The organism is Actinoplanes lobatus, assembly GCF_014205215.1.
GTDB lineage: Bacteria > Actinomycetota > Actinomycetes > Mycobacteriales > Micromonosporaceae > Actinoplanes > Actinoplanes lobatus.
This window is the reverse complement of sequence record NZ_JACHNC010000001.1, coordinates 2,072,561-2,087,773: the sequence shown is the minus strand read 5'-3', so window position 1 is coordinate 2,087,773 and position 15,213 is coordinate 2,072,561. Positions and strand designations below refer to the sequence as shown.

Sequence of the window (15,213 nt, the reverse complement as noted above, 5' to 3'; positions counted from 1 at the left end):
ACCCGTGTCCCTACCCGCCTTCCCGCAGCCGTCCGGCGTGATCACCGACCGGCTCGCCGCCCGACTGCGTACCCTCTGGCCCATGGTCGTCGGCCACCTCGCCGCGCTCGCCCTCATCCACGGCGCGCCGGTCCTCAACGCCGTCGAATCGGCGACCGGCTACCGACCCACCGCCACCGAGATCACCCTCGCGCTCGGCCTGACGCTCGGCTACCTCGTGTACGAGACCGGCCGCGCGCTCGAACAGGTCACCGGCGACGGCGGCCCCGCCCGGTTCGCTCGGGTAGCCGGCCGATTTCTGCTCTCGCTCGGCGTACCTACCGGACGGCCCGCATACCAGCGCTGAACCCAATCCCGAAAGCGGCCGACCCCGGAAGGTGTCGGCCGCTTCTCTGTGCTTGCGAGGCGAAATGAGACCCAGCAAGCAACGTCGGAACTTTAGGCAAGATGCTTCTACTGCAATCCCAGTTGATGGGTCCGTACTACCTCTCCGTTCTTGAATTCAACGGTAGCGCTTGCCATGAATCCACCATCGTAAGTGCGGGTCACGTAATCACTTCCAAGGAAGCCCTCTGAATTGCTCCGCAGCGCGCCCGGCGACCCGACGATCTGCTCAACCTCGTCTTCGGTCATCCCAGGGGAAATGCTTTCGAACTCGCTCAGAGTGATCTTTTCGGGGGCGACGGATGCGGAAGATCCACCTCCCCCACCCTGCGAGGACGCGCCGGCCACGCTCATCATCATCACCAACAATATTTGGCAGCCGAATGTAATGCCGAACGCAAGCCAGTAGCTGGTTACCGGCGCACCAATTTGCCGGGCACGGTTGTGCCTCAGGATTGCCGGAATCAGGCCAAAGATGCCGAAAAAGAATGTGATAACGAAGACGAGAACCGCTGATGGGGCTTTCGCAGGAACGTATCCGTAAGGTTGCGGCGGGGGTGCAGGGTATTGGTGGGTGGGGTCTTGCGGTGGAGCGTAAGACATAGCCAGGCCCTTCATTAGCGCGTCAAGTCGTACTGCATTTCTGCAGCTTCGGGCGCCCCATTAGGTGGGACGTCGAACGGCATGAACACACGGCAGGCGTGGACTGACAGCGGATGGATCGGTGGCGTCGACGACGGCGCACTCGCCGCCGCGAAACATCGCCCTCACCGTCAACCCGTACAGGTCGGAGCGGCGACCTGATCAGCACCGTCGGCCGGCCGCGCTCGCGCTCGCCGGCGTGCTGGTCGGGCGCCGCCAACGTAAGGCCGGGGCGGAGCTCAACGAGGCCCAAGCCGACGAAATCACCGAACGGATCTACTCACGCATCGTCGAACGGCTGGAAGCCGAAGTGTCCCGGCTGACGGCCAAGTGAGCGCACTCGAAACCAAGGTCGCGGCGCTCGACGAAGCACTACGCAACCGCACCGCCGAACTCGCCCGAGTCATCGCCGAACGAGACACCGCGCTCACCGAACTCGCTCGCGTCCGCGCCCAGCTCGACGAACGCACCAACCAACTCACCCAAGCCGGCCAGCAACTCACCGCCCACCGGACTGACCGGCCAGCCCCACACAACGAGGAGAACCGCCCGTGTCCCTACCCGCCTTCCCGCAGCCGTCCGGCGTGATCACCGACCGGCTCGCCGCCCGACTGCGTACCCTCTGGCCCATGGCCGTCGGCCACCTCGCCGCGCTCGCCCTCATCCACGGCGCGCCGGTCCTCAACGCCGTCGAATCGGCGACCAGCTATCGACCCACCGCCACCGAAATCACCCTCGCGCTCGGCCTCACGCTCGGCTACCTCGTGTACGAGACCGGCCGCGCACTCGAACAGGTCACCGGCGACGGCGGCCCCGCCCGGTTCGCTCGGGCGGTCGGCCGATTCCTGCTCTCGCTCGGGGTGCCCACCGGGCAGCCCGTTTATAAGCTGTAACCACAACTACGCAAAGGCGGCCGGCCCTCTACAGGGCCGGCCGCCTTTTTGCATTTATCCCGCCGCGGTCGTCGATGCTTAGCGCGCGATCGGCAGTGAAATGATCATCGCGTCGTAGGTTGGCGAGTCGTCAAAAGGCTTCAGCTCGCTTAGCTTATGCCATCCCCAGGACGCATATGCCGTTGTTGCGGGGGTGTTGTCCGGGAGGACCAAAAGGGTTGCCCGCTCCTCTTGTCGGCTCGTTAACAGGTCGTCGTGTAGTCGACGCGCGAAGCCGCGACGTCGCCAAGACTCTCGTACCATTATTTCTGTCAACGCAAACGTTCGGTGTCCGTCCTCACGAAGGTCGTCTTCGCTGACGTCAGATTTGAGCCCTCGCCACCATCCGCTTCCGGCGGGGAGCGTGTAACCGAGTGCATAGCCGATGGGGGCGTTGTCAACCTCGCCAATTGAGACGGCGAAACCCTGTCGGGATGCGTAGCCTTGAAGTCTCTCCCAGTACCTCGATGTAGAAAAGAACGGGTCTTCAAGTTTCTCGCGATAGACCTCTTCGTAGACGTCGATTAAGGGGTCCCGATGCTTCTCCAAATCCGGAGATTGCAGGGTTGATATGGCTATTTCTGCGGATGAGCTCATGGCCGCCTTTCTCGTCGAACTGGATCGAACTCTTGACTCCTGGAGTGGTATCGATCCAAGAAATCTTTGGCTGGGCCATCGTGCGGAAACCTTGCCAACCGCGTCGCAACGGCAGCTAGCTCGCTTTCAACCCGCCAGCTTGCAACCTGGTTATCGAGATCGTCTAGGGCGGCGTCCGCCGCCTCTACTGCCCCGTCAACAAGTTTGGAGTCAAGACGCGCGCGTGCCAATCTCGCGCGATACAAGGCCCTATTGCGGGCATAGTTCTGATCCAGCGCTCGAATGGCACATTCTAGTAGAATTCCGGCTCGCTTCGGTTGTCCCAGCTCAACTAGACAGGTCCCTTCGACGCCGTCAAGCTCCGCCGGGCTGAGAAAGGAACACCACTCCTCGGCAGGCTTGTCGTGGTCCCTATCAAGGATCTTTCTTGCTGCCCCCATTGCCTTTTCGTGCCCGGTTCTGTCATTGCTAAGGGACAAAGCAACCGAGCGCCGGAGGTGGGGAATTGCCGGAAGGCGAGCTTGGTCATGTGGCGCCGACTCGGCGCGTATCGCGCCCTCAACGAAACGCATTGCCTCGCGTGGGCGGCCAAGTACGTTGGCCTGAAAGGCTAGATTTGAAAGAGCGTGAATCTCAACCTCTGCGTCGCCGACTTGGCGAGCTAGGGCAAGTGCCTCCGTGTAGCATGATCGAGCTAAATCGTGCCTCCCAGCGTCGAACGCTAGCCATCCCGCACACATTTGAAGCCGGCTTGTTCCCTTAATGATCTGCCGTTCAACAACCTCGCCATATATGCCATTTTCCAGCATGTCATGGCCGTCTTGTGCTGCGGCCTTAGCTGCGCGCCAAAGGGTCGCTCCGCCATGCTGATAGTCAAGGCCATATAGCCATGCGGCGGTGTCTTGGAGCTCCCTGGCGTCCGCGATACCGATCTTTGGCCCGTGAGGTTTGTTTGCAGGCCCAGCGCTAGCGATGGCGGTTGCCGTTACCCCCAACGCGAGAAGACTTCGGCGTCTCATGGGATCAAACGGTACCGCTTGCCGTGCACGTGCTGACCTTTCGAGGTGAGCAAGTGTTACCAGTTCGCCCCTGGCCTGGAGGGCTCGATCGAGGGCCTTGGCGACGTCGGCAGTCGGAGTGCGATGCCCATTCTCGATCTTGCTCAAGTGGCCCGGGTCAAGCGGTGCGATGCGAGACAACTCTCGAAGCGAGAGGCCACGCGCCCCTCGCATTCGGCGCAACGCGTCCTTGAACGATTCGCTTTCGGCCACAGCCCATCATCCGGATCACACGCCAGGTGTTGTCAAGGCAAGAGTTGCCAACTGGCAACACCTGGAACGCCAGCCGAGTCCCCTCAAGACTGACAACAGGGCGTCACAAGATCGTCGCCCGTCGTACTGCCGTCGCCAAGGCGTGACAGGTGAGGCATCAAGCGATGCCTCACCACCGCACGCCACGTTGAAACTGTCCGCAACGCCGTCGGTCACACTCTCGCCGCTGCGCTCAACTCCCCGGCGCGACCCTACCGGCTGGCAACCGTAGGAGGCGCAATGCAGCATCGCAAGAGGAAGCGCAGGTGGTGGTGGCCCTTGCGTCGGCAGCGCTGCGTATGTGGCCTGCCGTGGCCGTGCATCGAGGAATGGATGGCTGCGGCCCGGCAGCGCGAGGAGCACCGAGTTCAGACATCGGCTAGCGAACCTCCGTTGGCTACTCCGGCTTGGAATGGGAACACCAGACCGCTGTACCAGGTCGGCCGGGCTGGCTCGCTCACTCCGGCGCAAGAGCGACGTGCGCGAGGAGGCGCGTGATGCTCGTTCCGCGTACGGATCATCAGGGCGAGCGCCCTACTTGGAACTGCAAGGTTTGCGGCTGGCCGTGGCCCTGCGCAGTCGCGAAGGTTGAGCTCGCCGAGCAGTATCAGAGGTTCCCTCGCGGACTGGTGGTCTTGCTCGGGTCCTACATGATCGAGGCGGTCGACGACTGGGCCGCGGGACGCAGAACGCCGCCCGACCTCTACGAGCGGTTCCTCGGTTGGATTGACGCGCCGGGGCTTGCGGCATGACCAAGGAATCGCCGTCGAAGAGCGGGCTCGGGCTGCTCGGCCTGCTGCTCGACGCCTTCGACGTACCGGTCGTGGTCAGAGTCGGCAGCACATTGGTCAAGATCGGCTGGATCAACCTGCACGAGGGCCGCGCTGTCCTGGAGCTAGATCCTGACGACATGGAGGTCGCGGTCGAAGATCTCGTGCTCGACAGCGTCACAGCGGCGAATGCCAGGACTGCCAATCGGAAGCAGAGCATCCCGCCCCGGAACTAACGACTCCCACACCCCCGGAGGATGGAATGTCCCTATCGATGCTGTTCGACGAGGCCACGGTCAGCGACATGATGGCCGCCTGGCCGGCGAAGCCGGCGCTTCACACACCGCCCGACGGCAGCCGCCTTCCCAGCATCGTCAACGCGGAACTCATCAACAGTTATCTCGACACCGGTACCGCACCCGCTGAGCAGCTCATCGTGATCAAGGACGGGACAGCGCTGCATTCCCGGGCCTACACGACGGACGGCTACCTCGACCCCGGCAAGGTCGCGAAGTGGCGCGGCCGGGGCTACACCATCCAACTGCGCAACCTCCACCGCTGGTGTCCCGAGGTGCACGCAATCTGCGCGGCGATCCAGAACGAGACCGGATACGGCACGTACGCCACCGGCTTCGTCACCCCGGCGGGCGGGCAAGGTCTGCATCACCACTGGGACCAGAACATGGGTTCCGTCTACCAACTCACCGGGTACAAGACCTGGCAGATCTGGGAGCCCGGGGTCGAGGAACCGCACCGCGAGCACTTCGCGTCCAACACCTCGCCGGGCAGCGACGTCCTCGATCGCATGAAGTCGATGCGACCCGATTTCGAGTTCGAGCTCGGTCCTGGTCAGATTTTGGTGCTCCCGCGCGGCTGGATGCACAACCCGCACGCGCGTAACCAGACCGAGGAAAGCGTCCACGTGACCTTCGTGGCCCGCGAGCGCACCGGCTACTGGATCGCCGGAAAGCTGGCCCAGGCCGCGCTCACCTCGACCCCGCTACGGCGTGTGATCCCGCCCAGCAGCGTCGTCGACCCCGTCGCCTTCGCCGAACAAATCGCCGAGGCGCGAGACCTGCTCACAGACTGGCTGGCCGGCGCCGACGTCAGCGCCCTTGCCGTCGAGCTGCTCCAGGCCGCACGCACCGAACCGAACGTGGACTACATCTCCCACGCGCCGAGTCAGATCAACCAGCACCAATCGACCCGTTGATCCGGGATTTCACCGGCGCATTAGGCGTCGGCGATCCATACACCCCCAAGGAGGAGTCGTGACCCTCACGACCGAACTGCCGGTCCAGGCCGACAAGGACCCGCAAGCCCTCGTCGACCCGGTGACCTTCGACAAGCTCGCCCTACACTTCGCCGCCGTGCAGGAGGTCACCAAGACCTACGCCCGGCGGGCCGTCGGACAGATGCTGCTCATGCTCAAGGCGCACGCCGACTCGCAGCACGACCCCGACTTCGGCCGGCTGCTGCCCGGCGGCCGGTCCTACCGCGTCGTCCCGACCGAGCCGGTTGACGCGGCCTGGCATGCGTCGCTGCAACACACCGAGCCGTACGCCGCCGCCTGCGAGCAGATCGCGGGAGGCTTCGTGCACCACGTGCCGATCCTGACCGAAGGCATGGCGGACGGCTCCTCCATGGAGTACACCCGCCGGGCTCTCCAGGCGACCGGCTACTACATCGACCCCGAGTTCTGGGACGGCGAGGCGAAGTCCTGCTGCCCGCCGAATCCGGGCATCTGAAAGGGCTAACTGATCGATGCGCATTGACTGGACCGCGTTGCCCGAAGCTGTAACGAAGGAGGTAGCCGACCGGGTCGGCGGATCCCACGCCGTCCCGGCCGTGACCGGTGATCACGCGGAAATAGCCGTCACCGTCACCGGGGCGAACGGGCAGGTGTTCGTCAAGGCTGCCCACATCGACTTCGGCGTCCGGTCACTGCGCTTCGAGCTGCGGGTGAGTGAGGCCGTCAGCGGGTCTCACTCGCCCGCGGTCAAGTGGCACTTCGAGGAGGCCGGCTGGCTGGTCGTAGGGTTCGAGCATTGCAGTGGCCCACACGCTGACCTGTCTCCGGAAAGTCCCGACCTGGATCTTCTCGACGAAGCGCTTGCGACGCTGGGCAACACGCGTGCGCCGGATGTGGGGCTGTTCGGTCCGAAAGGGCGGCTCGGGTTCGAGCACCCGGCGATGGACGGCGACACTCTCATTCACACCGATCTTGGCCCGGCCAACCTTATCGTCACGCCGCGCGGCCTGCGGATCGTCGACTGGGCGATGGCGACCAAGGCCGCGCCGTGGGTCGAACTGGCCATGCTCGTCCCGTGGCTGATCGGTAGTGGCCACACGGCGGAACAGGCTGAGAAGTGGCTGGCCCGGCAGTCGGCATGGGGCACGGTAAACCCCTCGGTCCTTGACGACTTCGCGACGAAGAATGCCGAAAAGTGGGCGCTCAAGTCGCGACAGAGCGCCGCAGGGTGGATGCGCGACCTAGCGGACTGGACCGGCCAGTGGTCGACCTGCCGCCGTACGTCAGAGAACGCCTAACGATGGCATCGCGAAGGGCAACGATGATGCACCGGACACCCGTCCCGGGCGAGCGCGAGTCGTTCATCGGTTACGTCGCCCGGATCCCCGGCCATCAGAACGGATGGTGGCAGTCATGGCTACCCGACGCGCCACCTGAGCGCACGATCGGGACACACCAGAACGAGGCACAGGCGGTTGGGTTCCTGCTGCAACTGGAGCGACACCGCCGGGGCGAGTGGAAGGCCCGAGTTGTCACGGAGCGACTATGACTGAGACGTCCGGTCTTGGAGTCGCCTGTTGCCGCTAAGCGGCTGAGGAACTAGGTGCCGACGTTGCCTGACCACCCGGCTCGGCGGGGATTTGGCCCCCCGTGGTTCCTGCCGAGCCGGGTCTCTCGAACGTTCATTGAACTGTGACTCTCCGTGAATCTCCGATGACCTAGCGAGCTTCTTGCTCGAACATGTGTTCTAATATCGAGCTTAAAGTGCAGCAAGATCAGCACGCGGTCACGTATCATGATCAACATGTGACGTGGTGCGTCGGTCGCACGGGGAGGAAGTTCGTGAGCGCGCGTAGCGAAATCTTGGTGTCTCGCATAATCCTCAGCGCGGCTGTCGCCGCTGGGGCGGCTGCCGGGCTGGCGTTGCTGTGGTCGGCGCATAAGGCTCGCGCTGAGCGAGGTGCTGCGAGCAAGGCAGCCGGCATGCGTGACGCTGCAACGTGTGACACGGACGGCGTGCCACCGCTCTTTCACCTCGCCGGCAATGAGGCCGTTGTCTATCTCCGTGGCTACATGGACGGACAGCGGGGCAAGGCTGCGTGAGGATGGGGGGCGGTAGGGCCGAGAATTTGGCCGCCGCTGGGCCTGTGCGTGGTAGCGGAAACGGTAGCTGAAACCGGTAGGGATACCCAAGGTCACGGAGGGGTCTGTGGGGGCACATCCGCAGGTCAGGGGGCATCGGAGATCTTCGGTGGCCTTGGGTATCTATATCGAAGATCACCTAGTTGAGTCGGCCTGGAGCGCGGTGCCGCGTTGCCGCTGGTCCGTTTCTCCAGGCCGCTCGCCGAACCCGCCGTGCGCGTCTCCGCGCAACGGGCTCTCCACGGTTGCTGTCGTCAGGCGTTGTCGGGTGTGGGCCAAGGGTTGGGGATCGTGCGTTGCCGGTAGCGGGTCACCGGGGTGGCCGCGATCGGCTGGTGCGCGGTCCCGTCCGCGGTGATGGGCAGCCACCTGCCGGTCGGCGTGGTGAACTGCTTGCGGACGGCCTTCCAGTTCCAGCGGTGTCGGTGCATGAGCATCGTGATCAGCCGTTGCCAGGCGAACCGGTCCAGGGTGTGGAAGGTGTGCTTGGCGACGGCGTGCCGGAAGTAGTTGGCCCAGCCGTGCGTGACCTGGTTGAGCCTGGTCAGCACGGATCTCAGGTCCTGTTGTGATGTCCTGCGGGTCAGTGCTCGGATCTTCGCCTTCAGCGACCGGATCGGCCGGGCGGCGATGAACGTATACACATGCCAGCGGTTCGAGCCTCGCTTGCGCTGCCACTGGATGTGAAAGCCGAGGAAGTCGAACCCGTCGCTCAGGTGCACGATCCGCGTCTTGGCCGGCGACAGGCGCAGACCCATCGGAGCGAGCACTGCGGCGACGTCCTCGCGCAACGCGGCCGTGTGGTCCTGGGTTCCGTGGACCAGGACCACGAAGTCGTCGGCGTAACGGACCAGCCGCCACGTCGGTAACCCCCGGCTGCGCCGGTAGTTACGGCGTCCGCTGGTCGACATTGTCCCGCCCGGCTTCCACGGCGCCGTCAAATGCTCGTCGAGCACGGACAAAGCGATGTTGGCCAGCAGCGGAGACAGGATGCCGCCCTGCGGCGTGCCGGTGTGGGTGTTCCGCCGGTCACCGAGTTCGGTGAGGATCCCGGCTTTGAGGAACGCCTTCACCAGCGTCAGCACGCGTTTGTCTTTCACCCTGGCTCGGACGCGGTCCATCAACGCGGTGTGGTCGATGGAGTCGAAGCACGCTTCGATGTCCGCGTCGAGCACCCACCGGTACCCGTTGGTGCCGAATTGGTGGATGTCGGCGATCGCGTCCTGGGCTCGCCGCTTGGGCCGGAACCCGTAGGAGACCGGCTCGAAACCGGCCTCGAAGATCGGTTCCAGCACCAGCTTCAACGCCGCCTGCACGACCCGGTCCGCCACGGTCGGAATACCGAGCTTGCGGACCTTGCCCGACCCGCCAGGCTTCGGGATCTTGCGTTCCCGAACCGGCAGCGGCCGGAAGGTGCCCGCCTTCAACTGGGCACGCAGGTCGGTCAGGAACCCGGGGACGCCCACGTACTGCTCGACGTGGTCGACGGTCAGGCCGTCGACGCCGGGAGTGCGGGCTCCCCGGTTACCAGCGACCCGGTGGAACGCCATGATCAGCGTCGCCGGGTCGTGCACGAGGTTGAACAGGTCATCAAACCGGCGGCCGGTATCGGCCGCCGCCCAACGATGAAGTTTGGCCTGTATCTCCGCTACCCGATCAACCGGACTCACGTCCGGTCGGGCGTCGCCGTTCGGCGGCGCGTCTTGCGGCATTACAGCATCCATCCCTTCGCGTAACCGCTGCCGCCCTTCCCCATGCGCCGGGCTTTCCCCAGCTCGGAGTACTACGGCGGCTCCGCCCCACCCGACCCGTTCGACGGTCGGTGCGCCTATCCCGGACCGGCCCGCTGGACGCGGACGGCTCGGGAATCGCGGCCGGGTGGTTCCCATGTTCACTGCTGCTCGTTCGTCGAAGGAGGAGCCCGACTTTGCCCCTGACGGCCCTCGCGATGGGTACGCCGCAGACCTTCCCCACCGCCTCCCGGACCAGCAATCCAATCCAGCCCGGAAGCTCCCCAGCCCGCATGACGCGCTCGGAGAACCACCGTCATCCGGCCCTGATCCACCAGGTTTTGAGCCGGTAACCCATTAAGGGACGTAATATCGCCGGTTCCTCGCGTACTCCTCTTCGTCTCGCTCGCCGGACCCGCACCATCTGGCAGTGCTGGCACGCCCCGGCTTTGTCAGGGCCGCTTCCACCCGATCCGGCACCACCCGGACCAGGCTGCCCTCAGCTACGCCCACCTGCTGCGACAGGAAGACGGTGGCGGCCTTTCACCTCCACTCGAACAACAGCGCCTCACGGCGCACCGGATCAGAAGGTTAGGGGTTCGAGTCCCTTCGGGCGCACCAGGCGAACAACGCCGTGACCTGCGGAAACGCAGGCCACGGCGTTTCTTCTTCCCGTTTTCGCCGCCCAGAATCCCACCTGGTGGGACCGTGGTGATCGCATGGCGATCGCGTGTCGGACCGCTGTCGATCCATAGTGGATTGGTGTAGCCGGGGTGAGGTTTCGGTGGCGATCTCGTAGTGTCCGCGGCGCAGGTTCTGCACGAAGGCATGTCCGGCGATCACGGTCTGGGCGGTCCGGTCGGTCCGTAAGCCGCGCATCGGCCGGAGCCGGTGTTTGAGCTGGCTGTGATCGGCTTCGACCGGGTTGTTCGCATACTGCTCGACGTGATGCCACGCTGCTGGGACCAGGTCGGCGAGCACGGCCGGGTAGACGGCGGCGGCGTCGGTCACCACCTCGACCGGCACCACCTTCAACGCCTTCAGGGCGCGAGTGAAGAACCGGCGAGCCGCGGCAGCGTCCCGGCGGGCTGACACCAGCACGTCGATGACCTGGCCATGCTGGTCGACAGCCCGGTACACGTACCGCCAGACACCGTTGGCCTTGACATATGTTTCATCCACGAACCAGCGGTCGCCCGGAGCGCGGCGGGTGAACCGGGCCGCGTCAGCCAGCAACGGCGTGAACCGCTGCACCCATCGATACATCGTGACGTGATCGACCTCGACACCGCGCTCGGCGAGCAGTTCCTCGACGTCGCGGTAGGACAGGTTGTAGCGCAGGTACCAGCGCACCGCCACCACGATCACCTCCGGCGGAAACCGGAATCCGGAGAACGCCGACGACGGCGCAGACCACGAACGCGACCGGGCTGACGGCCTCACCGATCAACTGTGCCTGAATGCTTGGCGAGGCCCCACCACGGACACCCGATCGCTCAACGCAACAGAGCCGCTGTAATACCGGTGCCGGACTATTTGTCCTCCGGTGAGCACTTCACCGAGATGGGCGCGCAAATCGACAAGTAGCTTGGAATGACGAAACGCTTCGTCTCCCCCTCGTGCCGGTAGACGACTTCGACACCGTTTTTGCTGGACTTTCCATCGCCGACGACCTCGAACCCGATCTGGAATTCAACGGTCAGATCGTCACGATGTCCGGGGTTCTGAACCACCAGGCCACGGGGGTCCCGGCCGCCGGAGTTGTCAGGGCTCGCCGGCGGGAACCCCTGGTCCTGCTGGAACCAGCCTGACTGGTGACCCGCGGGGAGCATGTCCGGCACGACCCGGGCCAGCACTCCGACGACACGTATGGTTGCTTCGTTGTCCAGTAGTGGCGTAACGGAGACGATCTCGATAGGGCCCTCGATATCCGGCGAGATCTGCAGATAGTTGAGCCCGTCGGTGAATCGCGTTCCTACCGATTTTGATCCCGACCACCCGTACGGCAGCATTTTTGCCGTGTCCAATTCGTTACCGGGCGTGGCGTATGCGACCTTGACGGGATGAGGCTTCTGACGGTTCCCCACCACAATGGCAACCGCAACGGCGACGGCCGCAAGGAGGGCCACCGCCAGCGCGCGTTTGATTTTCAATGCCAACTTTCGTTCCCGCGTGTATCTCTGAGCCGATGCGGTAGGGTCGCCGCGATTCCCGTGAAGTCAACTTCCCTGCGCCCGCAACAGCGCCGTTGGCTGCAAGGATGATCTCCTGCAACCAACGGCGCCGTGGACGTCCGACCAGGCTACGAGACCTCGAGTACCTTTTCGGTCGCAGTCGGGTTGCCGTTCTGCCCGCAGATCTTCGCGCCAGTCGCGCTCGGGATGTAGGTCTTCTTGTGCGTGCTGTTGTTCTTCTGCTGGGCCTCGGCCGAGGCTTTCACTCCGATTCCGTCCCAGTCGCCACCGAACGCAGCCTTGACGGTGAGCTCCGTCGTCGACGACCTGCTCACCCACAGCGACTCCGTTGCCGGTCCGGCGTTCGACGTTCAGCCGAGACGGCTGATGAAAATATCCAGTGTGTTGTTGGCGTCGTTGGGAACGAGATTCGGGTCGCTGGAGGCAAAGGCGAGGTGGCTTCCGTCCCGGCTGAAGGTAGGCCAGAGGGCCTGGCTGGTGTCGGTGCCGCCCGAGATTCGCGTGGTGGTTCGGTTCTGCCCGTCGTACAGGTAGACGCCGGTCAGCCATCCGCTACCGTCGGCGACCATGTTTTTGGCCGACGTGTAGTAGCTGACATACCGGCCGTCGGCGCTGATCACCGCACCCAATGCAGGCTTGTTCGGCTCGGTGCCGTCGTGGGCAGCCGAGACGAGCGTCCTGGTCCCGGTCGTCCGGTCGAGCAGGAAGACACCAAGGTTATTGAGGGGCGCCGGGAGGATGCCGGTGCCGACGGACTCGAATGCGATGTAGCGGCCTTCAGCGCTGATTGACGAGCTGTAGGCAGAGGTGACCAGACGGTTGCTGCTGGCGGAATCCCGGTCGTACAGGTAGAGGTCCCGGCCGAAATCGTCGGGGCGGCCGCCCGCCAGGTTCGTTGCCCAGGAGGTGTAGGTGACGTACCGGCCGTCCGAGCTGATGTCCAGGTCCGTGGTCGGCCTGTTGGCCACGTTTCCGGCAGCGTCCTGTGAGACCAGGGAAATGTGCTGATCCTCCAGGTCGTACAGGTAAACCTGGATGCTCGGGCGGTTGCCGACCTGGGGACCGAGGTCGGACGCGGTGGAGAAGAACGCGATGTGGCGGCCGTCCGCGCTGATCACCGGCTGGTCGGAGGAGCTGTTGCCGCTGGTGTGGTCCGGGCCCGCCGAAACCAGCGTGGTGGTGCCGGTCTGCCTGTCGTACACGAGGACGTCGGAGGCGCTGCCGTTGTCGTCGCCGGGGACGAGGTTCGACGATTCGGTGTAGTAGGCGACATACCGGCCGTCACCGCTGATGGTGGGACCGTAGGAGCCGGCATTTCCCTGGGTGCCATCCGCCGCGACCGACACCAGGGTGGTCGTGCCGGTCTGGCGGTCGCGCAGGAAGATATCCGTATTGTCGTTCACGTCACCGGGCACGAGATCAGTCGACGGGGAGTTGAACGCGACATATCGGCCGTCGTCGCTGGCCGACGCGTGGCCTGAACCCTTGTTTCCGGTATGCCCATCGGACGTTATCGAAACGGCACTCGGTGAAGTGTCCGGCGACGGCTCGGCGGCGTGGGCCGCGGAGGTCACCGTAGCGGCCATGACGCTACCGAGGCCTAAGGCGAGCAGGCGCCTATGTGTGGCGAGCGAATTGCGCACATTGATCCTAATGGGTTCTGGGAGTGGGCCATCCGGCAAACTCCCGGTGGGTGGGTAGCCGCCGGCAGACGAGCACTCGAGGGTGTCGCGGGTATCACCAGGCTGCACGCGATGATCGGTCAATGTCTGTGCGACGCCGAGGACCTCAACACCGCTGCGGGACGGCCCGTGTCCTTGCTAATGACCGACCGGTCAGTCACTATTGCATAGATGCACTTCAGTGATCAAGGCTCCGGCACCCCGGTCGTGCTGCTGTCCGCCAACGGGCACGACAGTCGCGACTACGCCGACGTCATCCCGGCATTGAGCGGCCGCCACCGGGTGATCGCGGTGGACTGGCCTGGTTCCGGGCGCACACCCGCGCCGGAGCCGCCGAGCAGCGCCAGCGCGAGCGGGTTCGCGGCCGAGCTGGCCGCCCTCGTGGAGCGGCTGAACCTGCCCGCGGCGCACCTCATCGGCAACTCGATCGGCGGCTACGCGGCGGCCCGCCTGGCCATCGACGCACCGCACCGGGTCCGGTCGCTCGTGCTCGTCAGCCCCGGCGGATTCCCCGTCTTCGGTGTGGCCGACCGGCTGTTCATCGGGCTCCGGGGACGGCCCGGTGTGACCCGGCTGATCAACCGCCACTTCGCGTCCGCTTACCTGCACCGGCGTACACCGCTGACCCGACAGATCATCGAGCGGGCGACCTATCGCCGTGGCGACGTGCGCGCGGTGGTCGACGCGGCGATCTGGCGCAACTTCCGCGATCCCGACTTCGACCTCCGGGCGGTGGCCAACCAGATCACCGCGCCCACGCTGGTCGCGTGGGGACGGTACGACCCGATCTTCGGCGCCCGGGCCCGAGCCGAGGTCGCCCGTAGTCTGCCGCAGGCCCGTACTGTCACGTTCGACACCGGGCATGTGCCGTTCGCCGAGGATCCGGCGACGTTTCTCGCCGAGGTGCAGCCGTTCCTCGACCGCGCCGAACACGGCGCGGTCGTCCCGGCGGATCGTCCCCCGCGCCGAGCCAAGTCAACGGAGCAGGCGCCCGGCGGCGGGTGGGGACTCTGATGGCCCGGGTACGCGATCCCGGGGGCAAACGGGCGGCGCTGCTGGCGGCCGGGCTGCGCTTGGCCGGAAAGGGCCTGCAGGGATGGAGTATCAACGCCATCACCGCCGAAGCCGGCGTCGCCAAAGGTACGTTCTATGTGCACTTTGCCGGGCGGGCCGAATACCTGCTGGCCCTGCACCAACTGTTTCACGAGCGCAGCCTCGGCGGCATGCGGGACGCTGTCGGGGACCAGCCTCCAGGTCGCGCCGCACTGTTGTCGGGCGCGCTCGCCTACCTCGACGGCTGCCTGACCGAGCGCGCGGTCAAGGCGCTGCTGCTGGAGGCACGGATCGAACCGCTGATCCAGGCGGAGATCGGGGCGCGCAACGAGTTGGTCGCGGGGCTGACCGAACCACATTTCGTGGCAATGGGCTGGCGCGAGCCGCGTACCTGTGCTCGTCTTTTCATCGCCCTAGTGGCCGAGGCGGCGCTGCTGGAGCTACCCGCCGGGGTCGCGGACCCCCGGGTACGCCGGGCGGTGGCCGAGTTTCTCGACCGCCTCTAAGGGTCAGATGCTTCGACC

General features: G+C 65.2%; 17 protein-coding genes and 1 pseudogene. 10 read left to right on the top strand and 8 right to left on the bottom strand.

Translation table 11 applies throughout. From position 1 onward, the window contains the following. The first annotated feature begins 4 nt into the window (after nt 1–4). Nucleotides 5–346 (top strand): hypothetical protein, encoded by a 342-nt coding sequence (locus BJ964_RS09495; protein ID WP_188120339.1) that lies wholly within the window; start codon nt 5–7, stop codon nt 344–346. Between the two features lie 107 nt (nt 347–453). On the opposite strand, the gene BJ964_RS09490 is transcribed toward BJ964_RS09495, so the two are convergent. Next, nucleotides 454–987 (bottom strand): hypothetical protein, encoded by a 534-nt coding sequence (locus BJ964_RS09490; RefSeq protein WP_188120338.1) that lies wholly within the window; start codon nt 985–987, stop codon nt 454–456. Between the two features lie 121 nt (nt 988–1,108). Here BJ964_RS09490 and BJ964_RS09485 point away from each other — a divergent pair, with 121 nt between their 5' ends. Genes BJ964_RS09485 through BJ964_RS09475 form a run of 3 tightly spaced genes read left to right on the top strand, consistent with a single transcriptional unit; the run spans nt 1,109 to nt 1,919 of the window. Then, nucleotides 1,109–1,360, top strand: a complete 252-nt coding sequence (locus BJ964_RS09485; RefSeq protein ID WP_188120337.1) for a hypothetical protein — start codon at nt 1,109–1,111, stop codon at nt 1,358–1,360. Then, nucleotides 1,357–1,614 (top strand): GAS domain-containing protein, encoded by a 258-nt coding sequence (locus BJ964_RS09480; protein WP_188120336.1) that lies wholly within the window; start codon nt 1,357–1,359, stop codon nt 1,612–1,614. The genes BJ964_RS09485 and BJ964_RS09480 overlap by 4 nt, the downstream gene beginning before the upstream one ends. Next, entirely contained in the window at nt 1,578–1,919 is a 342-nt protein-coding gene (locus BJ964_RS09475; protein ID WP_188120335.1) for a hypothetical protein, read from the top strand. Before BJ964_RS09480 ends, BJ964_RS09475 begins: the two co-directional genes overlap by 37 nt. Before the next feature lie 78 nt (nt 1,920–1,997). Here the strand turns inward: BJ964_RS09475 and BJ964_RS09470 are convergent, their stop codons facing one another. Further along, entirely contained in the window at nt 1,998–2,555 is a 558-nt protein-coding gene (locus BJ964_RS09470) for a GNAT family N-acetyltransferase (RefSeq protein ID WP_188120334.1), read from the bottom strand. Continuing rightward, a complete protein-coding gene (locus BJ964_RS49505) occupies nt 2,552–3,787 on the bottom strand; it encodes a helix-turn-helix domain-containing protein (protein WP_407650838.1) in 1,236 nt (411 codons plus the stop codon). Before BJ964_RS49505 ends, BJ964_RS09470 begins: the two co-directional genes overlap by 4 nt. A gap of 826 nt (nt 3,788–4,613) precedes the next feature. Here BJ964_RS49505 and BJ964_RS09460 point away from each other — a divergent pair. The 4 genes from BJ964_RS09460 to BJ964_RS09445 are packed head-to-tail and all read left to right on the top strand — an operon-like array spanning nt 4,614 to nt 7,185. After that, nucleotides 4,614–4,871 carry a hypothetical protein gene (locus BJ964_RS09460; RefSeq protein ID WP_188120332.1) on the top strand — a complete coding sequence of 86 codons (258 nt, stop codon included), beginning with the start codon at nt 4,614–4,616 and terminating at the stop codon, nt 4,869–4,871. 26 nt (nt 4,872–4,897) lie between these two features. Continuing rightward, nucleotides 4,898–5,848, top strand: coding sequence for a JmjC domain-containing protein (locus BJ964_RS09455; RefSeq protein WP_188120331.1), 951 nt, complete (start codon nt 4,898–4,900; stop codon nt 5,846–5,848). 58 nt (nt 5,849–5,906) lie between these two features. After that, entirely contained in the window at nt 5,907–6,383 is a 477-nt protein-coding gene (locus tag BJ964_RS09450; RefSeq protein ID WP_188120330.1) for a glycine-rich domain-containing protein, read from the top strand. Between the two features lie 16 nt (nt 6,384–6,399). After that, entirely contained in the window at nt 6,400–7,185 is a 786-nt protein-coding gene (locus BJ964_RS09445; protein WP_188120329.1) for a phosphotransferase, read from the top strand. A 1,098-nt stretch (nt 7,186–8,283) separates the two neighbouring features. Here the strand turns inward: BJ964_RS09445 and ltrA are convergent. From ltrA to BJ964_RS09420, 5 genes and pseudogenes are all read right to left on the bottom strand, one after another. Further along, a complete protein-coding gene (gene ltrA, locus BJ964_RS09440; RefSeq protein ID WP_229807486.1) occupies nt 8,284–9,603 on the bottom strand; it encodes a group II intron reverse transcriptase/maturase in 1,320 nt (439 codons plus the stop codon). Between the two features lie 921 nt (nt 9,604–10,524). Further along, nucleotides 10,525–11,202: pseudogene (locus BJ964_RS09435) on the bottom strand (IS6 family transposase); the annotation flags it as partial. A gap of 89 nt (nt 11,203–11,291) precedes the next feature. Continuing rightward, nucleotides 11,292–11,918 (bottom strand): hypothetical protein, encoded by a 627-nt coding sequence (locus BJ964_RS09430; RefSeq protein WP_188120327.1) that lies wholly within the window; start codon nt 11,916–11,918, stop codon nt 11,292–11,294. 143 nt (nt 11,919–12,061) lie between these two features. Further along, nucleotides 12,062–12,268: a hypothetical protein gene (locus BJ964_RS09425; protein WP_188120326.1), complete on the bottom strand. Its 207-nt coding sequence runs from the start codon at nt 12,266–12,268 to the stop codon at nt 12,062–12,064. Nucleotides 12,269–12,304: 36 nt separating this feature from the next. Then, on the bottom strand, nt 12,305–13,540 hold the full coding sequence (locus tag BJ964_RS09420) for a TolB family protein (RefSeq protein ID WP_188120325.1): 1,236 nt from the start codon (nt 13,538–13,540) through the stop codon (nt 12,305–12,307). Nucleotides 13,541–13,807: 267 nt separating this feature from the next. On the opposite strand from BJ964_RS09420, the gene BJ964_RS09415 reads away from it, so the two are divergent. Together BJ964_RS09415 and BJ964_RS09410 are read left to right on the top strand one after the other, a co-directional pair. Further along, complete coding sequence (locus tag BJ964_RS09415) at nt 13,808–14,650, top strand: alpha/beta fold hydrolase (protein ID WP_188120324.1); 843 nt, start codon at nt 13,808–13,810, stop codon at nt 14,648–14,650. Then, on the top strand, nt 14,650–15,195 hold the full coding sequence (locus tag BJ964_RS09410) for a TetR/AcrR family transcriptional regulator (protein WP_188120323.1): 546 nt from the start codon (nt 14,650–14,652) through the stop codon (nt 15,193–15,195). Before BJ964_RS09415 ends, BJ964_RS09410 begins: the two co-directional genes overlap by 1 nt. The last annotated feature ends 18 nt before the right edge of the window (nt 15,196–15,213 follow it).